This window comes from Sutcliffiella cohnii (assembly GCF_002250055.1).
In the GTDB taxonomy this organism is placed as follows: Bacteria; Bacillota; Bacilli; order Bacillales; family Bacillaceae_I; genus Sutcliffiella; species Sutcliffiella cohnii.
Map to the genome: position 1 here is coordinate 991,570 of NZ_CP018866.1, position 24,176 is coordinate 1,015,745.

Genomic DNA, 24,176 nt, shown 5'->3' on the forward strand with positions numbered 1-24,176 from the left:
TAACCCACCTTTTCTTATCTCATTGTTTGTTTATTTTCGTTCTGTAATAATATCCATAATGTTAGAACTTACTCCTGGTTCGCCGTAAGGACTTTTCCAGTTAGTACTTTTTAATAAACTATCATGGATGGCTTTCATTATATTTTCTACTTGATAGCCTGCAATAATATTTGCACCACACTTTACCGTCTCTGGTCTTTCAGTGTTCTCGCGCAAAGTAACACAAGGTGTATTAACGATACACGATTCTTCTTGAAGACCACCACTATCTGTCACGACAACCTTTGCATGCTTTTGTAGTTGGATTGTTTCATAGAAATTTGGGGGAGGGTCTAAAATGAGTAATTTATCTATACTTAGTTGTTGTAACATGTTGTTCTCCTGAATTATTTTTTTTGTTCGAGGATGTAATGAGAGTACGACTTGATAGTTTTCTAACAATGTCATTTGTTTGATAGCTCTTATTATAGATTGCAACTTCATTAAATCATTCGTATTTTCTTGACGATGTACAGTTATAAAAAAATAGCCCTTATGTTTCAAAATGAACTTTGTTAATACATCGTAATGATTAATGTGATTTAACCAGTCAATTGAATCCACAATCGTTTGACCAACAAGGTGTATACCAGAGGAGATGTTTTCCTTTTTTAAATTATTTATTGCATCTGCAGTAGGGCTTAATAAATAAGACGAAAGATGATCGACAATTATTCTATTTATTTCTTCCGGCATAGATTTATCTTTGCTTCTTAAACCAGCCTCTACATGAGCAACTGGTATGTTCATTTTGGCAGCAGTAAGTCCTCCTGCTAGTGTCGTATTTGTGTCACCATGTACTACAATTTTATCAACATTCTCTTTTAAAATTATTTTCTCCAGCTGCATCATCATGTTTGCTGTCATCATACTATGAGAACCCGAACCTACTTGTAAGTTGTAATCAGGTTTTGCGAGTTCGAAAATATCTAATACCATTCCATCCATATAATAGTCATAATGTTGGCCTGAGTGGATAAAGAGGTGCTTGTTATCTCTTTTTTTCATTTCCTTAATAAGAGGTGCCATCTTTATGAGTTCGGGCCTTGTACCTACAACAATTGCAATTTTCATTAAAGCCGCTCCTTTCAACTGATTACTTAGAAATCTCCCGTATTAAATGAATAGCTTGGTTCACTCTGTGCGACCAAGTATTATTAAGCGCGAATTGTTTTCTTTCAAGAGAGTTCCCGGGGTTTTGTAATCTATTTCTTACTTTATTTATAAAGTCAACATGGTTATTAGCCACATCAACATAAGGTTGAGCTAAATAGCATTCTGGTAGGTTAGTAGATACAACAGGGTGTCCTGTTGCCAAATATTCGTACATTTTTACAGGGTTGGTAGCGAGGGTAATCGGATTAATTCGAAAGGGAATAATACAAAGTGAGTAATTTTTCAAGAAGTTTGGAAGTTCGGAGTGAGGTTTATGACCTAAAAATTTGATGTTGGGAATATGGTGAAGGTTAAACTTTTTTCCAAATTCGATACCGATAATTTCTATTTCTACGTAATTTAAAGTCCTAGCTAACCTCGAAATTAGCTCCTCATCAATCCAAGGCGCCCAAGCTCCTATATAACCAATTTTTTTCTTTGGAATAATTATATCTTTTGAGTTCTCGTGTAGCATCATTTCTTGGTCATATGCATTTCTAATTAATTCTGTTCGTTTGGTCGGGTAATTGTTTTGTAATTTCTTTTTCAACCTTTCTGCTGTGCAAACAATGGCATCCGCAATCTTTACCATTTCCGGTTCATATTTTATCCAGTCAGCAAATTCATCTACACAGTCGTATATAATCCAATTTGGCTCATATTTTTTTAGTGTGCTAGCAAGCTTTGCCCAAGAGCACCATATACCAACCTTCTTATTTTTTCGAGCTTTAGGTAATATTTCTTTCAGCCATTGATCATGATTGTGAACGATAAACAAATTTGGTGATATTTCCTCTATATCTTTCTCGGTCTGTGTTTGATTACAATAAAATACTTTATATCCACTGTCAGCAAATTTTTTCATAAGTTGTTGTGGTCTTTGTTTCATAAATGTCCAATTAATAGTGGGAGGGTAAATAATGATATCCAAAATTAGTCGCTCCTTTTTCTATTTTTATACTATTCTTTATCCCAACTGACATACTCTATATTATGAGAAAAAAACTGGTAGGTGTGGACGAATGTTAGTATTTATATTAAGTCATGAAAAAACTAAAACATTTCAGCAAATTAAACTTAGTATTGAGGGTTTGAACCTGCAATTGAAAATTAACATGTTACCATTTAATAAATTGAGGGAATATCGAGATACTTCTCATAATAATTTTGTTTTTTTAGTTAATGTACACCAGCCCTTTCATATTAATGATTTCAAAAATTGCTATGAAAATATCAATAGATTGAGAGATGAAGAGTGTGGAATCGTAGTAGGGGATAAAGGTAACAACTTTAACATTATTTGTATTAGAAATAAGAAACTGGTTGAATACTGTAATCGTAGTAATAACATAGCTTTTCAGAGGTACGTTCTAATGGATATATACTTATATTTATATCAAAACTGTAAGTTGAAATTTAGAACGCTGAACCGTGTTCGAAGCAACCAACGCTACTTATCGTTGGATCGCCAATTAATTATGGAAGAGAAACATATTAGTCCAATTATTCAATATAGGCATATAAATATAAAGAAAAAGATGACCGAACAAATATCTATAGTAATGTGTACTTATAATAATGCTGATTATTTAGATTGGTCTATATATAGTGTACTATCACAAACTGTCGGTAATTGGGAATTAGTAATTATTAATGATGGGTCCTCTGATCAAACTAAGGAAATATTAGATCGATATAACGGTTATCCAAGTATAAGGATAATACACTCCATGCAGAATAGAGGAAAAGCATCCTGTTTAAATCAAGCATTACAGCTAATAACAGGTGGATGGATAATAGAACTAGATGCAGATGATTGGTTAGCAGAAAATTGTTTGGAGATTATTGATCCTATTTTAGGGAATGCTAATAAGGGAACAGATGCATTATTTTATGGGAATTATGTAGAATGGAAAGAGAGAACAAGGGATCAAAAGTTATTTTACTCAAAAGAAATAAATGGACCAGACGTCTTTCATTCCGAAGAATATTTGAATAAACCTTTCGCACTTGCGCCAAGAATTTATAATGTAGAACTGTTAAAACAAGTTGGAGGGTGGAACGTTAACGATCCCTCACAAGGAAAAATGTTCGAGGACGTGTATATGATATGTTCGTTGCAAAAAAAATTCAAAGTTATAAAGATAAATAGATTGCTTTACCATCGCAGACTAAGGGTTAAAAGTGTGACAAATCAATCCGCTATACCATTTACAAAGTGGAGGAACTGGTTAAGGAAGCATTTAAATCTTTAAATTATAAAAAAAGCGGCAGATATTATTTCCGCCGCTTCTTTTTCAATTAGGCAGTTGCAAGACTTAATACGCGAACCGCTTCTACGTTTTCGTAAAAAATAGTTAGTGTTTCTGCTGGATCAACGTATGAGCCGTTTCGTACTGCAAGTAGGAATGAGTTGTCTCCAACTGATAATAATGTGCCTTCTAGAAACTGGTTTGGTAAATAAACTTCAATTTGCCTACCGATATAACTACTTAGTAATTCTGCCACCTTTTATTTCCTCCTTTCTAAATTAGACTGCAAGTACACTAGTAAATGGAATGATAAATACATCACCCGTTGCTGAAATAATTTCTACTGAATCAACTCCAACTCGTGTAACAACCCCAGAAACCGGTCCTATCGTAGCAGTAATAGAAACAGTTGACCCTAAATTGTTTAAGAAATATTGACGCAGTGTAGCCCCTGGTGCAGGTGGTGTAGGACCTGGAATAATTGGTCCAATTGCTTGTTCTAATCGAGCAAGACGTGCTGCATATCCACGCATATCCATTTCTGCTAGTAAAACTCTTCTTCTGAATTTTCTATTAACTGTATCAGGATCACAACCACGTAAACTTGCTACAGTAGAACAACAACCTTTCACATGATGTCGACTATGCAATAGTAAAACCTCCTATAAAATATTGTTGCTATTAAAAGTAATATATATAGCAACTACCATAATATATTCAAATCATTTTGAAATGATAGGGCTTTTGATAGAGTGTAAGAGCCTTTTTAGTGAACAAGTATCAAAAATTAGGTTATTGTTTTATGTAATAATTGCTTAGGAGTGAATTTACACTATGTGTTAGGGGTGATTTTTCAATACTAAATATGCTACAAATAGAAAAAGACGTTCCATTGAAAATGAGGAACGTACTAATAACTCTAGTATTTATAACTATTATTCCCACTGCTTCCAAGGTGCATTTCCACTATACCACAGGGAAGTTAATGCCTTTTTATCTTTAAGGGTATCCATAGGGTGCCAAAAACCATGATGCTTATATGCCATCAATTCTCCGTCTTCACTTAAGTTCATAAGAGGTTCTTTTTCAAGTATAGTTTGATCGTTAGACAAATATTGAAATATTTCAGGTTCGAAAACAAAAAATCCACCGTTAATCCAATTATTATCCCCTTTAGGCTTTTCAAAGAATTTTGTTATTATATTTTCTTTGCCAATGGAAAGAGAGCCAAACCTACCCTCCGGTTGAACTGCTGTTAACGTAGCAATTTTATTATGGCTTTTATGGAAACTTATTAGTTCCTGTATATTTAAATCGGATACACCATCACCATATGTCACCATGAAAGGTTCATTATTTAAATATGATTCAATCCTTTTCAAGCGTCCGCCCGTAAGCGTATTAGACCCTGTATCTACTAAAGTAATTTTCCAATTTTCTTTTACTTTATTTAAATAGCTAATATCATTTGTTTCTAGATTAACAGTTACATTTGAATTATTTAAAAAGTAATCCGTAAAATACTGTTTAATTAAATGACCTTTGTATCCTAAACATACAATAAAATCGCTATAGCCAAAATGGGAATAAATCTTCATAATATGCCATAATATTGGTTTGTCACCGATTTCGACTAAAGGTTTAGGTTTTTTTATAGTTTCCTCACTTAGCCTGGTCCCATACCCCCCAGCTAAAAGAACAACCTTCAATGTAGACATCTCCTTTATAATCGCTTACAATAGGTTATTCACTTAAATGATTTACTGTTCTCTTAAGCCACGCCTATATTTAATAAGATTCCTTTATTTGAAACTCCACGGTATTTTTTCAACATCCACTTTTCCAAGATTTTCTATTTCGGTTAAATATTCATTTTGTAAAGCTACAATAATTGGTTTGCTTGAACCAAATCTATTAAAATACTCTGCTAATCCATCTTTTATTAGTCCAGAAAAGTGAATGAAACGCAAAGGTTCTTCATTCACCAATATTTGTCCATTATTGTTCATTGAAAACAACCTTTCAGGAAAGTTCCAAATAGCAACATTATAGCCAGGGTGTTTTAATATATACGTGTTAAAGAAGCAAGGTACAGCATCAATCCACTTTTGATCAGCGTATAACCCTTTTTTCATATCAACGTAACAATAGTTTGTTAACCTAACTTTTAGGAATTCAATATATTCGAAGCTTTCTTCTGAATTAGTAAATGCGAAAAAACCAAGATTATATACTCCGTAATGAAACAGAAGGAGCTCAAATTCTGAAATTTTATTCTTCGGTGCAGGAGTTAAAATATGAGGTGTCAAAACTAGATTAAAATTATCTAGTATCGAGTCAACTTCTGTAAATGGGCTATATACTTTTGTGTCGGGATCAAGATAAATATATTTTTTTTCATTAGGAAAGGTGTTTAATAAATACTCAAAAAAATGACCTCTTACTGAAATAGCTGTTTCATATCTATTGTATTTTTTTATTAGATTATTCCATTCGGGGATGTTTAGCTCTTCAACTAAAACAATTTTATCAAAAATGTTTTGACTCCAAAGTATTGGATGTATACTCTTTTCAACTAGGCACAATACAATTCTACTATTAGGATGATGTTTCTTGGCCGATTTTGCCATATTTATTGCTAAATGTAAGTGGTCCGAACAAGAAATAGTACCGAAAAGCATAATATAAATCCTCCTTTCAAATATTAATAAATGTTATGGAGTTAATTAGATTTTTATTGTAGTAATTAAAGTATTCAGTAATTGAATATTCGTTGTTGGTATTTACAAAGATTAGTAAATCAACATGTCTTTTTTCTAAAATTTCTTTTGCAGAAGTAAGATAGTGATTATTTTGTGGAATAATTTTGATTTTTAAATTATTATTTTTATGAAGCAGACTTCTTTTTAACATCTTGCAGGAATTTGTTGGTCCAATTATCGCTATATGTTTATAAAGACTAGATAAAGAGTTTAATTCTTGTATAGATGTATGGTCTGTCCGCTGAGAATTGAAAACTTCATTAATAACCCTTCGGTAAAATAGATTTCTTCCTAATTTTATTGGGCTATCATAACTCCATGGAATATTTTCGAATTCACTCTTTCCCATCATGTTTAATAAGTTAATATACTCATGTTTCAATTCAAAAAATGCATTATTTCCACTCTTGATATATTTCTTTTCTCTCTCTTCAGCATGAGTTCCTAAACCAGAAAAATGGTAAAAAACAAGTGGGACATTATCAACGATATAACTACCCGTATCGTCTTTTGTTATTTCACGCTCAGGTAAATTCCACTGTGCAACGTTATATCCTTTATGCTTCAAAATATATAAATTAAAAAATGCAGGGGCTAAATTTACCCACTTTTGATCTACAAAAACACCATATTCAACATCATTATAGCAAGCATAATCTAATCTATCTGTGTACCAGTTAATAAATTTAGTAGATTCACCATCTCTTCTAAATGCAAAGAAGCCCATGTTAAATACTCCATAAGTAAGATGAGTTAACTCGATATCATCTATAGTCTCAATAGATTTCATTGGTGAATTTACTTGTGGTGTTAGAATAATGGGGTGTGTATCTAGTGCATCTTTTACTTCATTAAAGGGCTGCAAAACATAAATATCTGGGTCTAAAAATATAAAGTTATTTTCTTCATAAAAATGATTTAATAAATACGTAAAGAAATATCCTTTTATAGCTGTGCTAGCTTCATAATTAGAGTATTTCGATATAAACGCTTCAAAGTTTGGTATTCCGATATCCTTTGCTAAAAAAATATGATCAATTAAACCATATTTATGGAGAGATTCAGGAACTTCTTTTTCAAGAAGACAAAGAGCGATTTTGACATCAGGCATTTGCTCTTTTGAGGATTTGGCTAAAACCAATGCTTTGTACAGATAATCAGCACAGGTTACAGTACAAATAATCATTAAAGTCACATCCCATCCTAGTTTATTTACTTAATGGTATGCATTTTAAAAATTTTAGGAACCAATCAATTAGATTTCGGGCTAACAACTCACATTTATTTAGCGGATACATAAACTAATAGCGCCTTTGAAATATTTGACATAAGGTGGGAAAAAAATGAATGTTAAAAGTAATCCTAAATTCAATGGTGTGTTCGAAATTGTTACTCAACCAATAATGGATAATAGAGGTTGTTTTTACCGTTGCTATGACGAGCAGTTGTTGGAAAAATATAGAATAAAAAACCGGTGGGTTCAGGAAAATCATGCCTATACAAAAAAAGAAGGAGTAATTAGGGGATTTCACTTTCAATTCCCACCATATTCTGAGGCCAAGATGGTTCGCGTAATAAGCGGTGAAATATACGATGTGTTTATAGATTTAAGAAAAGACTCCCCTACTTTTGGAAAATGGGGAGGAGTAAAACTATCTAAATCGAATCAAAAAATATTGTTAATACCTAAAGGTTTTGCACATGCATATTGCACGTTGAAGCCTAATACCGAAGTAGTTTATAAAGTAGACGCACCATATAATCCAGAAAGTGAAGGTGGAATAAGGTGGGACGACCGATTTTTAAAAGTTGATTGGCCAATTAAGAATCCTATTTTATCTGAAAAGGATAAAAAGCTAGATACTTTTCAAAGTTTCGTTGAAAAGCATAATTATTTAAATGTCTAATTTAGAAGAAGATAGGAAGTAGATAAATATGAAGAAGCTATTAATTACTGGTGGGAGCGGATTTATAGGAAAGCACGTTATTAATATCTTCCAGCAAAAAGGGTATGAAATTCATGTAATCACTACTAGAAATTTAAAGGATGATCAAATATCGTGGCATAGGGTAAATTTGTTAGACAAAACACAACTTGAAAAAGTAATGAAAATTATACAACCAACTCATTTAATTCATTTAGCTTGGGTAGTTACTCCGGGAATTTATAAATCTTCAATAGAAAATTTAAGATGGTTGGAAGCAAGTCTTCACTTATTAAGAATGTTTAAAAAGTATGGAGGGAAAAAGGTAATTATAAGTGGATCTTGTTCGGAATATAAGTCGACAGCGGGATATTGTAAAGAGGAAGTTACTTTGTTGGAGCCAAACAATTTATATGCTAAAACGAAGTGTGCTTTACGAATACTAGCAGAAGAGTATTGCAAACAAGAGGATATTGAATTTGTTTGGGGGAGAGTATTTTATGTTTACGGACCAGGTGAGCATGAGAAAAGACTAGTTCCATATGTAATCTGTTCTTTGTTAAAAGAAAAGGTTGCTAAATGCTCTAGTGGTATGCAATTGTTAGATTATTTATATGTTGAGGACGTAGCAGAAGCGTTTAGTCACATTTTAGAAAAGGATGTAAGCGGAGAAGTAAATATCGGATCTGGAAAACCAATATTATTGAAAGATCTTATATATAAGATCGGGAATATGATAAACAAAACAGAGCTTATCTCATTACAAGATTACAAGGATGATGTACCGTTCACGGAAATGTATGTAGCAGATAACGAAAAAATAAAAAAAAATACTGGCTGGGAACCAAAAACTAGTTTAGAGAAAGGATTGCATAAATCTATTGAATGGTGGGCTAAAAAGGAGGGAATAAGTTATGATAGAACGTAATGAAGAATGGAGCAAAATATTACAAGAGGACTTAGAATATATTCATTACAACTTAGATCATAAGGAGAAATTTAATAATTCGCATATACTTATAACAGGATGTGCAGGTTTTCTCGGATTTTATTTTGTACATTATCTGTTAAAGTATCAAGAGAAACTAGGAATTAAAAAAGTTATCGGTTTAGACAATTTTTTATTAGGTAAACCGAAATGGTTGGAAAAACTAGAAAATCAATATAAAGATTTGTTTCAACTAGTGCAATTTGATATTTCAAAAGATAAAATTGAAGAAATAAAATTGGCGGAAGATATTAATTTTGTAATTCACATGGCATCAATAGCATCACCTGTGTTTTATCGGAAATACCCAGTTGAAACAATTGATGCTAATATATGGGGGTTAAGAAATTTATTAGATTTCTATAAAGACTCACAGCAAGTAAAGGGAATTTTGTTTTTTTCTAGCAGTGAAATTTACGGGGATCCTAGTGAGGAAAGTATCCCCACAAAGGAAGAATATAGAGGTAATGTTAGTTGTATAGGACCTAGAGCTTGTTATGATGAAGCGAAAAGATTTGGTGAAACATTATGCTATGTGTATGCTGAATCGTTTAATATGCCAATCACAATTGTAAGGCCATTTAACAATTACGGACCTGGAATGAAAATGAATGATAGAAGGGTTCCAGCTGATTTTGCGAAATCAATAGTTAATAAGAGAAATATTGCAATATATTCCTCTGGGAACCCGACTCGAACATTCTGCTATGTTTCAGATGCTATTCTAGGGTATTTAAAGGCTCTGCTATATGGTAAATTCGATTACTTTAACATAGGTATTGATAATCCAGAAATATCAGTGAAAGAATTAGCTGATATTTACGTTAAACATGGAAGAAAGCTCTTTAATGTTGAATATAAAATAGAATATGTTGAAACAAAAGAAAAAGATTATTTAACACATAATCCAAATAGAAGATGTCCCAATATAGAAAAGGCGAAAAAATTATTAAGCTACAAACCTAACATTGATGTAAATGATGGTGTACTTCGCTTTTTAAAGTTTATGAAAGAGGGTTGGCATATAGAATGATAACAGTCATCGGGTTAGGTTTTGTTGGCTTAACTACAGCGTTAGGTTTTGCAGAAAAGGGATTTACTGTTTATGGGATAGATATAGATGAGAAAAAGGTAAATCAATTGATAGAAGGCGAATTGCCTTTTCATGAGCCACACCTAGCAGAAAAGTTAAAATATCATTTAAATAATAATTTTTTTATTACCGACGATTTACAACATGCATCGTCTACTAGTGAGTTAATTATTTATTGTGTTGGGACTCCAAATGACAAAAATGGAAAAGTTGACCTTTCCTATATCTTTCATTCACTTGAACAAACATTATCTTTACAAGAACTTAAAGATAAATATCGTTTGTTATTAATAAAGTCCACAGTACCACCTTCTACACTAGAAACAAAAATTAAGCCTTTTGTCGAATCTTTTAATGTAAAGATAGGCAAGGAAATTGGGATTGCGAGTAATCCCGAGTTCTTACGTGAGGGCAATGCATGGGATGATTTTATCAATCCTGACAGAATTGTTATCGGAATAGATGAAGAAGATAAAAAAGGATTTACTCTTATTAATAAGTATTATAAACCATTTCATTCCCCTATTTTTTCTGTGACACCTAATACAGCAGAATTTATAAAGTACCTCTCAAACACATTATTATCTACATTAATTAGTTTCTCTAATGAACAATCAATGCTAGCTCATACTCTAGGAAATATTGAAATTGCTAAAGCATTTGAAGTATTACAATTAGATAAAAGATGGTTTACTACCGATAAATCAAAACCAGTTAATATGGCAAAGTATGTATATCCAGGGTGTGGTTTTGGGGGGTATTGTCTTCCGAAGGATACGCAAGCTTTGTTGACATTGAATAAGGAGTTACAATTGACTCCTTCCATTTTAGAAGGTGTTGTATTAACTAATCAAAAAATTAAGACGTTTTTATTGGAGAAAATTAAAAAAGAAGTGGATAAAGAAGAGGTAATAGGTATATTGGGCTTAGCGTTTAAACCGAATTCTGATGATGTTAGAGAATCACCTTCAAAAGAATTTATCGAAAAACTCTATGATGAAGGATATCGAAATATTATTGCTTATGACCCATTGGCTATTAATAATTTTAAGTCGAATTTTAATTACAACATAAAATATGCGAAATCATTGCATGATACGATAGAAAAGTCGTCAACTTTAATAGTTCTGTGTCAATGGGAAGAGTTTATTTTACAAAAAGATAGATTGAAAGAGAAAAAACTATTCGATTTTCGATATTGTTTAGGATATTGAGATCAAACAATAAAAGGCCACAAATATTTTTGAGGCCTTTTTACTTTATGATATATTTTATTAATTTTGTTAATAGAGGATAATCATTTAAAGCGTTTAAAGCTTTATACTGTTTTAATAGTTCATTACGATTATAATGTTTTAGTTCCAAACTAACTTGTTTGTTTAACGATCCTTTCTTTAGAGAGGTATTTTTCATGTGTATTTTTGGAGCTATAATTAAGGATTCATATAAATACTCAAGTATTATATTAAATTCAGTTTTGTAAATGTACGTTAGAGTTATATATTCTCTGAGAATATTATTTAACAGTATTAAATCAAAACGTTGAAAAAAGCCTAAAGAGAGAATAGCTGTATCAATTTCTTTATGAATCGTTTGTAGTTTAATTAAGTTTTGAATAGTCTCCAAGCTTCGTTCCTGCTCATTAAAAGGATGTTCTTGATGATAAACTTTAATTTCGGGTGCTTCTACGAATATCGCCCCTTTTTTATACATTCGATATGCCCACTCGCTATCTTCACTGCCCCATCCCTTAAAGCACTCATCAAAATAACCAGCCTTCTCTATTAAATCCTTTCTTATTGATATACAACGAGTAACGCATATAACCCAAGGTAAGAGGAACTGCTTTAAATTAAATCCATAATTTTTATATACCTCAGTAAAGTATGGTGAATTATAGGAATAACTATTAAAGTTGTTAGAAATAATTTCATCCCTAGTTATTAATTCAGTAATACTTTGGGTTTCTTTTGACAGAATATCATGGCTTACATACTTTTGTTTCTGTTCGTAAAATTTCCTCATCTGGTTTTCATTAAAGTCCGGATGATAGACAGTAAAAATTTCTTGTTGAGAAAAATTAGTAGACACAATAATGTTTTTGTTAATTAAATGATAACTAACATGTTTCGAAATAAAATCTTTCTCTACAAGCATTTCCCCATTTAGAAAAATAATGATAGATCCCTCTGCATGTTCAAGGCCTTTATTTTTGGCACCAGCTCTTTCTAGATTTTCTTTACATCGAATATATTTGAATTGGAAGGTGCTTTTAAAATCCTTTAGTTTGTACGTATTATCAGTTGAACCGTTATCAATTAGTATTACTTCTACTTTTGATAAATCGAAAGTTTGATTGGATAAAGACTCTAGAGTAAAAAGTGTTTGATAATATATGTTATACGAACTAATAATTATACTTACATCTGGCAATAGAGTATTCACCTCTTCGAAAGTAATTATTATTTAGAGTAATAAAACTAAAAAGTAATTCATTCATTATATTGTATGAATAAATATTGTTTTTGTTTTTAAAATTATATTAATGAGGAGAAAAGGATGATTTCAATAATTTGTTGTACAAATAGAAGTGTTAATATGGAAAATATATTTCAGAATTATAAAAGACAACAATCCCCTGGTAAAATGGAGTTAATAATTGTACTGAATCGTAACTCATTAGTAGTTGGTGAATATAAAAGGAAAGCAAATCAGCATGATGATGTAACGATAGTTCAACTCGATGAGCAATTAACTTTAGGAGAATGCTTAAACAAAGCAGTAAAGTTTGCTAAGTATGACTACATTGCAAAATTTGATGATGATGATTACTACGGCCCTAATTATATACAGGAAGCACTAGAAGCGTTAAAAGGCCAAAATGTACCTTTAGTGGGAAAGTCGAGTATTTATATATTTTTTGAAGGAAAAAGAGAATTAAGGCTATATAATAGTGGTAAAGAAAATACAGCTGTTTCAAGTATTAGTGAAAGAACAAATTTTTTAGCAGGTTCTACTTTTGTAATGGAAAAAGAGTTATTAAGTAAAGTGCCGTTTAGGCATTTAAATGTTGGTGAGGATTATTATTTCCAATACGACATTTTAAACCAACATTATACTTTATATTCAACATCTGCCAATAATTATGTTTATTGTAGAAGTAAAGATAAAAATAATCATACTTCTACAGTAAATGATTCTGATTTATATAAGAGAAGTATTCCTATATATAAAGGCTTAGACTGTTTATCTTATTTAAATATACTATAAAAAAGACTGTCGCTAATAAATGCGACAGTCACTATATTTACTAACGTCTAGTTCTAGGAATCTCTTGAGAAATGCTCTCAATATCATCGCAACCAATAATTGTTTGAGTTGCCGGTTGCATTGGTGGTGTCATTGGTGCAGGAATAAGGAATGTTACACAACCAGTACGTGGGTCAAAATGTTCTACTACACCAGTGATCATGTCACCAGATTTTGTTACTGCTGTTACAGTCTCACCTACGAAGTCACAGATAATGGAACAAATACAATCACGTTTTTTCTTTTTCTTGAAACCGCATCTTTCTGCATATAAGTCTTCGAAATCTATATTTCGCTCAAAGTGTACAAAGCCCATTAAGAAAGCCTCCTTTTTTAGTTTTGGAATAGATTCCTATATTAGACTATTCAATTACCACAAACATGTAAGGGCGAATAACTCAATATATTTGCCCTTTTTCCTATTTTTAATGATTACCTGAAAAACCTTTAAATGTTATTAATAACTAATAATAATTTGATTATTCGAGGGAGTGCCTTTTCGGAATTCATTTGAGTAAGTGAATCCTTGTATAACGTTTTTCTTAATATTCGATTCTTTATGAATTCGAAGTTCAAACTGTGGAAATATTAATTGCTCGCCAGGTTCAAGGGTGGAATCATTAATGGGTCTAATCCAATATTCCCCATCTTTTCTTATTTTCATTTTCCAGTCCTTTACTGCATATGTCCAGTTAGTCGCAGCTTTACTATTTAGCATATCTTCGTCTTGATCCAACTCCGGATTCATGGTGATTTTTCCACTGAAGTTACAATTATTATGAGGAGCTAGTTTTATACAAATTATAATGTCCTGTATTTTAGTTGAACCAGTATTTTTAATAACATAATCACCAATAATGACGATATCCTGATCGACCTCGTATGTTGAAAGGATGGTGGAATAATTAAAAAAAGAGTCTAATGCAAAATCATTATTCTCCTTTTGTTGGGGAGGTGGTTGTATTTCCCTCGTAATGATTTCACTCATAATGGTTTCAACTTTTTTTTGTTCTTCCTCTAATGCAACTTCTTTTTCTAAAAGAGCGTTTTTATATTTTTGTATTTGTTTTTTATACTCAAGTAATTTATTATTTTCGACCTCTATCAATTTTTTCTGAAGGTATTGATTTCTAATTTGTTCTTTCTTTATCAAATTCTCTAACTCAACAATGGCGTTGCTAAGTCTAGAAATTTCAGAACGATAATGAATGTCCTTTTGCTTAAGCATAAGTAGCTCTTGGTTATGTTTATCTAGCTTATTCACGGTAAGCTCCCTCCTTTCTAAGCATTATATGTATCTAGAACTATTTTTACACAATTAAAAAAGCTTGTAGACTAATAATCAATAAGTCTACAAGCTGAAAGGCTGTGGTTCAACAGCCTTTATTTTGAGTCTTAATGTGTACTGGGAAAAATTTCTGGACATTGTGGCGGAAATTTTTCAACTGGACATAGTACTGCTTCTAGAATTTCTTCTCTTGGGCGACAAATTCTTGCTTCAATTTCTAATTTCACATTTGCTTCCATTTGAACTTCTAAACATAATACGATGGAAACATCTAATTGATTAAATTCATCTGTGCAAATTAAGCTTGCGTCACACTCAAAGAATGAAATATGGCAGCTTAATTTCGTACCTTCTGGAGCACAAAGTATAAATGTTTGTGCAGTTGCCCATTGGATAGGACATGTACGACATACCACATTTCCTACCGCATCAACTAGTTCCACTACAACATGGCCTTTAACTAAAACTTTTACTTTTTGTAGAGTTATCTCATCACCGTTTGGAAGAGTGACATCTACATCATGTCGACCTCCAGGTTGTTTAATTTCTTGACATAACAACGCTTTATGGTCAACTTTTGGGTCAATTCGATTACCATGGGCATCAGATAAAAAGCAATTTACTGATAACGTATCGACATCGATATCATTTTCTGCTAATAAATCACAAAAATTACCTGTACCTCTTAGCTTACAAACAAATGCCTCATCGAGTTCGCCGTTATTAAGACTAATTAAAGGGACATCCACTTGACGTGTAACCCAGTCATATACTTTTTTAGTCCTAATACAAACTGTTTCTTTCCCTTTATGACTCACTTGAATTCCTCCTATTGTTTATTTCCCATTCAGCACCTGGGACTACTGTATATTATGTAGACTCTATAGGTATGTGTGCTGTGACATAAGCGGATTTTTTGCATATATAAAAAAAGAGTACGTAATTTTGGAAGGAGAATGGAATATGAAAAATTCAAACGATCCTGTTGTATTAAAACAACATATTATACATTTGCAATCAGAATTGCACCGATATAAGCAAGAGATGGTGAAACTTAAACAACTAAGCGAAATAGAAAAATTGCAGCAATTGTTAGAGGAACTTACACGGTTAAAAGATGAAATAAAGGAGAAAGAAACGAAAATAAATGTATTACAAGACGATTTGCACAAAGTAGAATCTGTAAAGGAGAAAGCCATTATTGAAATAAATACTGAAAAGCATGCTCTGCAAACAGAGAATCAAGAATTAAAACAAGTGCTGAAGGATTATACAGAAAGAATAGATAACTTAAAGCAATTAGTATCCATAAAGGAAGAAGCAATTATTGATCTAGGTGAGGAAAATCATGTATTACAGACGGAAAAAGAAAGATTGGTAAAGGATTATAACGAGAGAATAGACATTTTACTTAAAGAAAAAAGTTCATTATTAAAAGAACATGAGAGTAAAAAAGAGGAAAAAGTTGAAGTGAATAAGAACAATGAGTGGTTTTATCAAAATGTATCGAATATAAATCGAAAAAATAAACGGTAATATATAGTGATTTCGTGGAAAGCAATTTTTAAAATTATCACATAAACTACAGTAAAATGAAGAAAAGGTGTGAATTCAATATGAAAAAGTATTATTACCAACCGAATAACGTAATTGGCGATAAAAAAAGAGCAAATGGAACGTATTCCGTAAAAAAAGTAGCTAAGAAACAAACTTCTGATTGTGGTTGTAGAAAAGTAAGAAGGGTATAAATGTTGTTGAAATGATGCTGTCGATCGTCGACAGCTTTTATTTTGTAATATATGTAAGTTTTTTAAAAAATGGAGGGGAATTTTTTATGAATGTAGTAAATACGTTTTTTTTGCTTCTTTTAGCTTTAGCATCATTCAGACTTACTCGCTTAATAGTTTTTGATAGAATTACTTCTTTTTTGCGTAAACCCTTCCTAGACCAAGTCGAAGAATTAAATGAAAAAGGTGAAGTAGAGGAATACATTATTATCAAAGGAAAGGGGATAAGTGCTTGGTTTGGAGAATTATTAAGTTGTTATTGGTGTACAGGGATATGGGTTTCAACATTACTGTATGTTCTGCTCATCATGTTTCCCATAGTGGGAGAGCCAGTTCTATTCATTCTAGGTGTTGCTGGTTTAGCTGGAATACTCGAAGCTGTTTTACAAAGAATTTTAAGATAGTAGAAAAGCCAAGCTCCGAATACATTATGGAGACTCTTGGCTTTTTGCTCTTTACTATGTAAAAAATTTCAGAAAGGAAAAATTAGCGGATAAATTATACATATATTTTGCAGAAAAACTAATATTAAAAATAGTTAACAAAAAGAAGGGTGAAGTTTAATGAGTGTGTCTTTTAAAAAATTTATACTTATCAGTTTAGGGTTAAGTATATTCCTAGCAGCCTGTGGAGTAGAAGGGCAGCAAGGAAAGCAGGAGGGATCAAATATAACTGGAACCCCTCAAAGTATGAATACGGGTAATGAGGCAGAGGAAATTAAACAAAAACAAGAAAGAGCAGAGCGGGTTGCAAAGTCATTTCCAGAAGTTAAGTCTGCCAATGCCATTTCATCGGATGGCCAGTTACTAATCGCGATTCAAGTAAAGCAAATGCAAAAGTTTTTTACAGAATCCATTGAGAAAAAAGTGAAAAAAGCATTAAAGAAAGAATTTGAAGGGGAAAAGGAAAAAATTATCGTATCCCATGATTTAAAAATATGGTTGGAGGTAAACAAGCTGAAAAAGGCAATAAAGGATGAAAATCTATCAACAAAGGAAGTAGAAAAACGTTTTAAAAAACTAGACAAGCTTCGTCAGGATAAAGCGTAGAAAGGAATAGTTGGATGGCAAATAATAAGAAAAATGTGACACCAGAACAAGCAAAATACCAACAATTTGAACAGCAACGAGAAACAAAGCGGCCAGTAGTTAAAAATTGCTTAAAAGCCTTTTTCTTTGGGGGGGTGTTTTGTCTAGTTGGACAAGCAATTCAGCTTAGTTACATCTATTTTTTTAATTTTTCGGAGCAAACTGCCGGTAATCCTACCGTTGCAACGATGATATTTATTGCGATGTTACTAACAGGATTTGGTGTGTATGACAGAATTGGGCAAGTAGCTGGAGCAGGAAGTGCAGTACCAGTAACGGGGTTCGGAAACGCAGTAATTTCAGCGTGTATTGAACACCGTACAGAAGGCTTTGTCCTTGGAGTTGGCTCGAATATGTTCAAACTAGCCGGTTCTGTACTTTTATTCGGTGTATTTTCAGCATTTGTAGTGGGCTTAATTAAAACGATATTAATGCAATGGGGCGGATTGTAATGCTCAAAGGAAAACAATCATGGGAATTTTCGAATAAACCGGTTATATTATCAACAGGGACAGTTGGTGGTCCATTTGAAGCAAATGGACTCTTAGCAAACGACTTTGATTTACTACATACAGACTTATGGCTGGAGCAAGATTCGTATGAAAAAGCACATAAGCTCTTGTTAGAGGAAGCTAGTCAACAAGCGTTACAAAAGGTGAATTTAAAAAAGGATGAAATTCAGTTTTTTCTTGCTGGAGATTTAATTAATCAAATGACACCAACAAATTTTGCTGCTGAAAAATTAGCGATTCCATACTTCGGGGTTTTTGGTGCATGCTCGACATCTATGGAAGGATTAGCGTTATCGAGCTTCTTAGTTAACTATGGGGGAGCGCATTATTGTTTAACAGGTGCATCCAGTCATAATGCCGCTGTTGAAAAGCAATTTCGCTATCCAACAGAGTATGGAGGGCAAAAGCCACCGACCGCGCAGTGGACTGTAACAGGTGCTGGTGTAGCGGTAGTAGCTAATAAAGGTGTTGGTCCAAAGGTTACTTCTGCAACAATTGGCAAAGTAATTAATATGGGATTAACAGACCCATTTAACATGGGGGGTGCGATGGCTCCGGCGGCAGTAGACACGATAAAAGCGCATCTCCATGATTTAAATAGAGAGCCTTCCTATTACGATTTAATCGTAACAGGAGACTTAGGTGAAATAGGTCGTACAGTTTCGCTTGATTTATTAAAGCAACAAGGAGTAAAGATTGAAGATAATCAATACCAAGATTGCGGATTAATGATATATAGAGACGATCAACCCGTTTTATCGGGTGCTAGTGGGGCTGGTTGTTCTGCAACTGTCGTTTATGGACATTTACTAAACCGTATGAAAAAAGGAGAAATAAAACGAATGTTAGTCGTTGCAACAGGGGCATTACTATCACCGCTATCTTTTCAACAAAGTGAAACGATTCCTTGTATTGCTCATGCGGTGTCAATTGAATACGAGGAGGGACAGCAATGATTGAATCGTTTTTCTGGGCATTTGTCGTAGGAGGGCTTATTTGTGTCGTTGGTCAAATTATGTTTGATGTGTTTAAGTTAACACCCGCCCATACGTTAAGTACACTAGTTGTCATAGGCGCTATTTTAGACGGTTTTGGTTTGTACGAACCTCTCATTTCGTTCGCTGGTGCCGGTGCAACTATTCCAATTACAAGTTTCGGTAATTCACTTGTGCATGGTGCCATTTCAGAAGGTGAAAAGCATGGTGTCGTAGGAGTGCTAACAGGAATGTTTGAAGTAACAAGTTCTGGTATATCGGCTGCTATTATTTTTGGGTTTATCGGAGCGTTACTGTTTAAGCCGAAAGGGTGAAGAATGTGCAAGAGAAACAATTGTTACAGACGGTGTCTTCTAACATGAAAATGGTTTATGAAAGCTTGCAGTATTTCGCATCGGTCGCAAAAGAAGAAACAGAAGCTAATACTTTCCATACAGCATATATAAAGCTTGAAAATTTACGAAAAGAGCTACAAGAACACCTTCAACAATATCCATCATAAAAGGAGAGTTGTTTTATGTCGCAATGGCTAGAGATTGTTATTCGTTCTGTGTCCATCATTATCGGACTCTTTTTAGTAACGAAGCTATTAGGCAAAAAACAGCTGTCTAGACTTTCATCATTTGAATATATAGCAGGCATCACGATTGGAGATATTGCAGGTACACTTTCAATGGACCATAATTTGGAAGTGAAACATGGGGTTACAAGTATATTAATATGGTTGCTATTCCCACTGCTAGCTTCAAAACTTGGTTTAAAAAGCAAAGTCTTCCGAGATTTCATGGAAGGAAATGCGACAGTGTTCATTCGAGACGGAAAAATATTAGAAGGCAATTTGCGCAAAGAAAAATATAGCATTGATGAGTTTTTAGAACAATTAAGAAAAAAGAATGTGTTTCAAGTTTCGGACGTTCAGTTTGCCACATTAGAATCTAATGGTGAGCTGAACGTTTTATTAAAGCGGGAAAAACAACCGATCGTTTACGGAGACTTATTTACTGATGCTCCCCATACACAAGAGCCTCAAACCGTTATAATGGACGGTCGAGTTTTAGATGAACCTTTAACACGGGCAGGTTTAAATCGTCGCTGGCTGTATTCTGAGTTAGAAAAAAGGGATGTTCTTCTTGCTAATGTGTTTTTAGCTCAAGTAGATACATATGGAAATGTAACGTTAGATTTGTTCGATGATCAAGTACATATTCGAAATAATAGAGAGCGAGAAATAGTTTTGACGGCACTAAAAAAATGCCATACGGATATGGAGTATTTAGCAATAGTTACGAAATATAAAGAATTTGAAAACTTTTATGAACATATTTCTAATGAGATAAGTAATGTGGAGAAACAAATCTCGAATTACTTATCCAGTAGTTAATAAGAACTTCTCCTCCTTTCATGGCATACTGTACTTGAAAGAGGTGAATAACATATGGGTAAGTATGATTTCGGTGAAGAACAATTGAAATTTATTTTTGATCGTTGGAAAATAAACGAACAATTAGCTGATACACAAAAGATTGAACGGGAAACAGATGAAAATGCTGAAGGAAATATCGAGAAAATAGAATGGCTAGAAGGAAGACTCCACAATTATATGGAAAAACTAGAAAATTGGGCAGAAGGAAAAGAAATGGAGTTAGAAAATATATTTAAACAAGAGGGCTGATTGAATATGCAGCCCTCTTAAAATTGCAATTAATTATGATATGGAGTATAACCTGTCTTTTTTATAAGTTCTTGCCCCTCCGTAGATATCATCCATTTTATAAATGGTTGAATATTAGGATTAGTATTTTGCTCAGTTGTTATTGCATAAAACTCACTTACAATTGGGTACGTTCCATTTTGAATATTTTCTAAAGTTGGCTCGATGCCGTCAATTGCCAAATGTTTAATTTTTCCGTTTTGCACCATTTCCTGTGAGAAAAAGCGGAATGAAAAACCTAGTGCGTTAGATCGATTTTCATAATCTGCAGTTAATTCGATAATGCCCCCCATACCTGACGCTATTTGCTCTGAAGGTGGGTTCATTAACCGTTTTGTACCCATTAATTTTTGTAATGCTTGTTGACTACCACTATCTTCAGGACGTTGAAAGGCAACGATTTCTTCATTTTCCCCGCCTAGTTCTTTCCAGTTCGTAATTTCACCAGCATAAATTTTCTGAATTTGTTCAAGCGATATATTATCAACAGGATTGTTTTTATGTACGAAAAATATAAACGCTTCTTTACCAATTGGAGTGTGTATTAATGTAATATCTTTTCGTGCTGCTTCCTTTAATACTCTTTCGGGTGCTTCCGGTGCAAAAATAATGTCTCTTGAACCTTTGAGTAATGCTGCCCAAGCGCCGCTCGTTTGCGTAGAAACAACTTCACCGCCATTAAAACGGTATTCTTTTTTGGGGTAAACTGCTTGAGCAAAAGAAGCATAAATAGGATAGAGTGCAGTTGAACCATCTAGTTTAGGTAAGTTATCGGTAAGTTGAAAAGATGCACCTTCATCTAAAACTGCTAATTTGTTGTTGTTTTTAAATGGTTCATAATCCTCCAGATTAACATCTTGTGTACTCATTATTTTTAAGCTGTTAACATAATAACCATGTCCCATATTAATTGCGAATAACAGTAGCAGTACACCAATATAGGAAATAAAAGAAATTTTAGTCCATCTTTTTTTAAATTGACCATATATTAACAAGTTTGCAAAAATAATAAGTCCAAGAAAAATCGCAATGACAAAAAGCCCATGTATTGTTTTTCCTGAAGAGAGTAGAGTAATAAACATTACAATGAAACCAACAAACCCAATAATAAAGCTTAGAATGAGTGCTCCAATAAATTTCATAAGTTCAGCCCCTAAAAATTTTAGAATAAGACGACTTAAACATTCGACAAAAAAGTATAAATCCCTTCGTATTGTAAAGAAAAAGTTGCTAGCTATGGAAAATATATTTATAAAGAAGTGTTAAATACAAATTAATTGGTGGATCTGATTTCAATTTCTGAAGCAGAGTTGAAGTGGAATGGAATAAATGTTAATATAACTCTTTTTTTCAAATAGGCTTAGTGAAAACATATAAATATCCGCATTCCTCCTAGGAGAAGAGCCCATACATCACTGGCATTTATACATATATTATTAAGGAAAAGTCACGAAGGAGGTGCTTGTAATGGGTTACTATGGAGGTTGCGGTTACCCTGGATACGGTTACGGTGTTGGTGGCGCTGGTTACGGCGGCGGAACATTCGTATTGATCGTAGTATTGTTTATCCTTTTAATTATCGTTGGTGCATCTAAATTATATTAATGTAAAAGGTAATGGAGAGGCTATTCCTGAAAACAGGGATAGCCTTCCTTATTTTATTAGGACATAACGCTTAAACTTATATATTATTCTGTTAATAAATCCTTCATTTCGTTCAGCTCTCCTTTATTTAGCTGTGAGAGAAGTAGTTGAGCTAATTTTTCCACTTCGATTTCATAATTAAATACTTTGATAGAATTTTGATCATACATTTTTGCGATGATAAGAAGGACGTATGATAATTTTTCAAAATCAAGATTTAATCCATTGAGAAAATTCAACATATTAGTAAATCCATTTGCGGTCGGTTCATCATTTTCTAATTGCAAATTATTTTCTGCTTTGGAGTTTGTGACATTATTGACTGGTTGAGTTAATTGGAGGTTCCAAGTACCATTACTAAAGTTAGGGTCATTATTTTGCTGGGATGGAACTACCGTAATAAGTTTGTCGACCTTTTCTCTTAAACTATTCAGTTCTTGTTCTAATTTCCGTTCGTTCTTTTTTAAATATTTTACTTGTTCCGTCAGCCACAAATATTGTCTATTCAATTGTTCTTCTAAAGAGTAAGTTAGCTGTCTTTTATAGGCCACTAGATACCTTCCTTTCTTATATGTTAGTTAAATAACTTCGGTTCAAAATATATTATGATTATTAATAATAAATGTATAGACAAAGCTGCTAGTTTAATAGTTTAAATTAGTAGAAATAATGACCCGATGATTAATCTATTAATTTCACCTAATTCTATTAAAATGCGCATTTTCTCTGAGCTACTTTAACTATTCAAACTATTAATTCCTACATAAAGTATTAATGTAAGGTGCGCATCTTAATTAGACTTCGAAGGGAGGAAGAAAAATGCCAGGCTTTCAAAATAGCTACGGCGGAGGATATACGTTAATTGTAGTGTTGTTTATTTTATTAGTAATTATTGGGGCTGTTTGGTACGGTGGACCTCGTTAATTTCCAAGCTAGTTTAAGGAAAAATTTTTAATAATCTTTAACTAAAGGGCTGTCCAAAAGTTCATTGAAAAATGACTTTTTGAGTCAGCCTTTTTCTAATAAATCATGGAAAAAGATAGTGTTCATTTTTTTACATTTAATGTTTTAGACAAAACAGTTGTAACCACCGCCTAGCCTAAATCATACAATGCCATATGAAAGGAAGGAGGACCATTTAAATGAATAACAACTTCTTTAAAGGAATTGAACAAAAAACAGGTGTAAATATGAAAGATGTATTTGAACTTGCTAACTCAATGCAAAATGCAAATTTTAAAGATGAAGCTACTGTAAGAGGGCTTGTGAAGCGTGTTGCTAAATTAGCAAATCGAAACGTCCCTCAAGAGCTTGAAGATAAAATTGTCAATACATTAATCAATGGTGACAAACCAGTAGATATGGGAACAATATCTAAAATGCTAAACGAAAAAAAGAAGTAAGAGCATTAGAAAAAAGCCACTGATCATAAGTTCAGTGGTTTTTCATCTTTTCTATAGAAAGTGATAATTGTCGTCTGTTAACTTCTTTCATTAAAATTTCGATAAAGCTTTCATCCAATTGCAGCTTCATTGCTTTATGTAGCGTTGTAAGCAGCATGTCATCCGATAAATGAAAAATCGAATACACTTCATATTGGGACTTTTTATTTTTCATATAAAAGCAGC

General features: G+C 32.8%; 33 protein-coding genes. 19 read left to right on the forward strand and 14 right to left on the reverse strand.

Annotated features, from left to right (window positions below; translation table 11 throughout):
* Positions 1–30: 30 nt before the first annotated feature.
* Both wecB and BC6307_RS04760 read right to left on the reverse strand, forming a co-directional pair.
* Positions 31–1,113 carry a non-hydrolyzing UDP-N-acetylglucosamine 2-epimerase gene (gene wecB / locus BC6307_RS04755; RefSeq protein WP_066414741.1) on the reverse strand — a complete coding sequence of 361 codons (1,083 nt, stop codon included), beginning with the start codon at positions 1,111–1,113 and terminating at the stop codon, positions 31–33.
* A gap of 22 nt (positions 1,114–1,135) precedes the next feature.
* Positions 1,136–2,125, reverse strand: coding sequence for a glycosyltransferase family protein (locus BC6307_RS04760; protein WP_066414737.1), 990 nt, complete (start codon positions 2,123–2,125; stop codon positions 1,136–1,138).
* A gap of 442 nt (positions 2,126–2,567) precedes the next feature.
* On the opposite strand from BC6307_RS04760, the gene BC6307_RS04765 reads away from it, so the two are divergent.
* On the forward strand, positions 2,568–3,449 hold the full coding sequence (locus BC6307_RS04765; protein WP_157729275.1) for a glycosyltransferase family 2 protein: 882 nt from the start codon (positions 2,568–2,570) through the stop codon (positions 3,447–3,449).
* Positions 3,450–3,495: 46 nt separating this feature from the next.
* Here BC6307_RS04765 and BC6307_RS04770 read toward each other — a convergent pair whose 3' ends face one another.
* The 5 genes from BC6307_RS04770 to BC6307_RS04790 form a co-directional block, all read right to left on the reverse strand.
* The gene (locus BC6307_RS04770) at positions 3,496–3,702 is read right to left on the reverse strand and encodes a hypothetical protein (RefSeq protein WP_066414732.1); all 207 of its coding nucleotides are present in this window, start codon (positions 3,700–3,702) and stop codon (positions 3,496–3,498) included.
* Between the two features lie 22 nt (positions 3,703–3,724).
* Entirely contained in the window at positions 3,725–4,096 is a 372-nt protein-coding gene (locus BC6307_RS04775) for a hypothetical protein (protein WP_066414730.1), read from the reverse strand.
* Between the two features lie 285 nt (positions 4,097–4,381).
* Entirely contained in the window at positions 4,382–5,155 is a 774-nt protein-coding gene (gene rfbF, locus BC6307_RS04780; RefSeq protein WP_066414729.1) for a glucose-1-phosphate cytidylyltransferase, read from the reverse strand.
* Between the two features lie 93 nt (positions 5,156–5,248).
* Positions 5,249–6,127, reverse strand: coding sequence for a glycosyltransferase family protein (locus BC6307_RS04785; RefSeq protein WP_066414727.1), 879 nt, complete (start codon positions 6,125–6,127; stop codon positions 5,249–5,251).
* 16 nt (positions 6,128–6,143) lie between these two features.
* Positions 6,144–7,394 carry a hypothetical protein gene (locus tag BC6307_RS04790; protein WP_066414726.1) on the reverse strand — a complete coding sequence of 417 codons (1,251 nt, stop codon included), beginning with the start codon at positions 7,392–7,394 and terminating at the stop codon, positions 6,144–6,146.
* Between the two features lie 157 nt (positions 7,395–7,551).
* On the opposite strand from BC6307_RS04790, the gene rfbC reads away from it, so the two are divergent.
* The 4 genes from rfbC to BC6307_RS04810 are packed head-to-tail and all read left to right on the forward strand — an operon-like array spanning position 7,552 to position 11,428.
* On the forward strand, positions 7,552–8,115 hold the full coding sequence (gene rfbC / locus BC6307_RS04795) for a dTDP-4-dehydrorhamnose 3,5-epimerase (RefSeq protein ID WP_066414724.1): 564 nt from the start codon (positions 7,552–7,554) through the stop codon (positions 8,113–8,115).
* Between the two features lie 28 nt (positions 8,116–8,143).
* Positions 8,144–9,061 (forward strand): NAD-dependent epimerase/dehydratase family protein, encoded by a 918-nt coding sequence (locus BC6307_RS04800; protein ID WP_066414721.1) that lies wholly within the window; start codon positions 8,144–8,146, stop codon positions 9,059–9,061.
* Complete coding sequence (locus BC6307_RS04805) at positions 9,048–10,154, forward strand: NAD-dependent epimerase/dehydratase family protein (RefSeq protein WP_066414718.1); 1,107 nt, start codon at positions 9,048–9,050, stop codon at positions 10,152–10,154. The genes BC6307_RS04800 and BC6307_RS04805 overlap by 14 nt, the downstream gene beginning before the upstream one ends.
* The gene (locus BC6307_RS04810) at positions 10,151–11,428 is read left to right on the forward strand and encodes a UDP-glucose dehydrogenase family protein (RefSeq protein ID WP_066414715.1); all 1,278 of its coding nucleotides are present in this window, start codon (positions 10,151–10,153) and stop codon (positions 11,426–11,428) included. Before BC6307_RS04805 ends, BC6307_RS04810 begins: the two co-directional genes overlap by 4 nt.
* Positions 11,429–11,468: 40 nt before the next feature.
* Here BC6307_RS04810 and BC6307_RS04815 read toward each other — a convergent pair whose 3' ends face one another.
* A complete protein-coding gene (locus BC6307_RS04815) occupies positions 11,469–12,647 on the reverse strand; it encodes a glycosyltransferase family 2 protein (protein ID WP_066414713.1) in 1,179 nt (392 codons plus the stop codon).
* A 126-nt stretch (positions 12,648–12,773) separates the two neighbouring features.
* Between BC6307_RS04815 and BC6307_RS04820 the strand changes: the two genes are divergently transcribed.
* Positions 12,774–13,484, forward strand: coding sequence for a glycosyltransferase family 2 protein (locus tag BC6307_RS04820; RefSeq protein ID WP_066414711.1), 711 nt, complete (start codon positions 12,774–12,776; stop codon positions 13,482–13,484).
* Between the two features lie 40 nt (positions 13,485–13,524).
* On the opposite strand, the gene BC6307_RS04825 is transcribed toward BC6307_RS04820, so the two are convergent.
* The 3 genes from BC6307_RS04825 to BC6307_RS04835 all read right to left on the reverse strand — a co-directional run bounded on the left by BC6307_RS04825 (position 13,525) and on the right by BC6307_RS04835 (position 15,629).
* Positions 13,525–13,839 carry a hypothetical protein gene (locus BC6307_RS04825; RefSeq protein WP_066414708.1) on the reverse strand — a complete coding sequence of 105 codons (315 nt, stop codon included), beginning with the start codon at positions 13,837–13,839 and terminating at the stop codon, positions 13,525–13,527.
* Between the two features lie 141 nt (positions 13,840–13,980).
* Positions 13,981–14,787: a hypothetical protein gene (locus tag BC6307_RS04830; protein ID WP_066414707.1), complete on the reverse strand. Its 807-nt coding sequence runs from the start codon at positions 14,785–14,787 to the stop codon at positions 13,981–13,983.
* A 131-nt stretch (positions 14,788–14,918) separates the two neighbouring features.
* Entirely contained in the window at positions 14,919–15,629 is a 711-nt protein-coding gene (locus BC6307_RS04835; protein WP_066414704.1) for a BMQ_0737 family morphogenetic spore coat protein, read from the reverse strand.
* Between the two features lie 145 nt (positions 15,630–15,774).
* On the opposite strand from BC6307_RS04835, the gene BC6307_RS04840 reads away from it, so the two are divergent.
* The 10 genes from BC6307_RS04840 (at position 15,775) to BC6307_RS04880 (ending at position 20,865) form a co-directional block, all read left to right on the forward strand.
* Positions 15,775–16,347 (forward strand): hypothetical protein, encoded by a 573-nt coding sequence (locus tag BC6307_RS04840; RefSeq protein ID WP_066414703.1) that lies wholly within the window; start codon positions 15,775–15,777, stop codon positions 16,345–16,347.
* Between the two features lie 80 nt (positions 16,348–16,427).
* On the forward strand, positions 16,428–16,559 hold the full coding sequence (locus tag BC6307_RS25470; RefSeq protein ID WP_268874265.1) for a hypothetical protein: 132 nt from the start codon (positions 16,428–16,430) through the stop codon (positions 16,557–16,559).
* A gap of 86 nt (positions 16,560–16,645) precedes the next feature.
* Positions 16,646–17,002: a DUF1360 domain-containing protein gene (locus tag BC6307_RS04845; RefSeq protein ID WP_066414700.1), complete on the forward strand. Its 357-nt coding sequence runs from the start codon at positions 16,646–16,648 to the stop codon at positions 17,000–17,002.
* A 159-nt stretch (positions 17,003–17,161) separates the two neighbouring features.
* Positions 17,162–17,647 (forward strand): YhcN/YlaJ family sporulation lipoprotein, encoded by a 486-nt coding sequence (locus BC6307_RS04850; RefSeq protein WP_066414698.1) that lies wholly within the window; start codon positions 17,162–17,164, stop codon positions 17,645–17,647.
* A gap of 14 nt (positions 17,648–17,661) precedes the next feature.
* Complete coding sequence (gene spoVAC / locus BC6307_RS04855; protein WP_066414695.1) at positions 17,662–18,138, forward strand: stage V sporulation protein AC; 477 nt, start codon at positions 17,662–17,664, stop codon at positions 18,136–18,138.
* Complete coding sequence (gene spoVAD / locus BC6307_RS04860) at positions 18,138–19,154, forward strand: stage V sporulation protein AD (protein WP_066414693.1); 1,017 nt, start codon at positions 18,138–18,140, stop codon at positions 19,152–19,154. Before spoVAC ends, spoVAD begins: the two co-directional genes overlap by 1 nt.
* Entirely contained in the window at positions 19,151–19,507 is a 357-nt protein-coding gene (gene spoVAE, locus BC6307_RS04865; RefSeq protein WP_066414691.1) for a stage V sporulation protein AE, read from the forward strand. Before spoVAD ends, spoVAE begins: the two co-directional genes overlap by 4 nt.
* A gap of 5 nt (positions 19,508–19,512) precedes the next feature.
* Positions 19,513–19,695 (forward strand): hypothetical protein, encoded by a 183-nt coding sequence (locus tag BC6307_RS04870; RefSeq protein ID WP_066414689.1) that lies wholly within the window; start codon positions 19,513–19,515, stop codon positions 19,693–19,695.
* A 15-nt stretch (positions 19,696–19,710) separates the two neighbouring features.
* Positions 19,711–20,574, forward strand: a complete 864-nt coding sequence (locus BC6307_RS04875; RefSeq protein WP_066414687.1) for a DUF421 domain-containing protein — start codon at positions 19,711–19,713, stop codon at positions 20,572–20,574.
* Between the two features lie 54 nt (positions 20,575–20,628).
* Entirely contained in the window at positions 20,629–20,865 is a 237-nt protein-coding gene (locus tag BC6307_RS04880) for a hypothetical protein (RefSeq protein WP_066414685.1), read from the forward strand.
* A 29-nt stretch (positions 20,866–20,894) separates the two neighbouring features.
* On the opposite strand, the gene BC6307_RS04885 is transcribed toward BC6307_RS04880, so the two are convergent.
* Positions 20,895–22,046: a PstS family phosphate ABC transporter substrate-binding protein gene (locus tag BC6307_RS04885; RefSeq protein ID WP_066414683.1), complete on the reverse strand. Its 1,152-nt coding sequence runs from the start codon at positions 22,044–22,046 to the stop codon at positions 20,895–20,897.
* Positions 22,047–22,371: 325 nt separating this feature from the next.
* Between BC6307_RS04885 and BC6307_RS04890 the strand changes: the two genes are divergently transcribed.
* The gene (locus tag BC6307_RS04890) at positions 22,372–22,509 is read left to right on the forward strand and encodes a YjcZ family sporulation protein (protein ID WP_084380330.1); all 138 of its coding nucleotides are present in this window, start codon (positions 22,372–22,374) and stop codon (positions 22,507–22,509) included.
* An 83-nt stretch (positions 22,510–22,592) separates the two neighbouring features.
* Here BC6307_RS04890 and BC6307_RS04895 read toward each other — a convergent pair whose 3' ends face one another.
* On the reverse strand, positions 22,593–23,099 hold the full coding sequence (locus BC6307_RS04895; RefSeq protein ID WP_066414674.1) for a hypothetical protein: 507 nt from the start codon (positions 23,097–23,099) through the stop codon (positions 22,593–22,595).
* A 268-nt stretch (positions 23,100–23,367) separates the two neighbouring features.
* Here BC6307_RS04895 and BC6307_RS04900 point away from each other — a divergent pair, with 268 nt between their 5' ends.
* Both BC6307_RS04900 and spoVIF read left to right on the forward strand, forming a co-directional pair.
* Positions 23,368–23,472: a YjcZ family sporulation protein gene (locus BC6307_RS04900; protein WP_084380328.1), complete on the forward strand. Its 105-nt coding sequence runs from the start codon at positions 23,368–23,370 to the stop codon at positions 23,470–23,472.
* A 218-nt stretch (positions 23,473–23,690) separates the two neighbouring features.
* Positions 23,691–23,951 carry a sporulation-specific transcription regulator SpoVIF gene (gene spoVIF, locus BC6307_RS04905; protein WP_066414672.1) on the forward strand — a complete coding sequence of 87 codons (261 nt, stop codon included), beginning with the start codon at positions 23,691–23,693 and terminating at the stop codon, positions 23,949–23,951.
* 31 nt (positions 23,952–23,982) lie between these two features.
* On the opposite strand, the gene sda is transcribed toward spoVIF, so the two are convergent.
* Positions 23,983–24,165, reverse strand: a complete 183-nt coding sequence (gene sda / locus BC6307_RS04910; protein WP_066414669.1) for a sporulation histidine kinase inhibitor Sda — start codon at positions 24,163–24,165, stop codon at positions 23,983–23,985.
* Positions 24,166–24,176 lie beyond the last annotated feature (11 nt).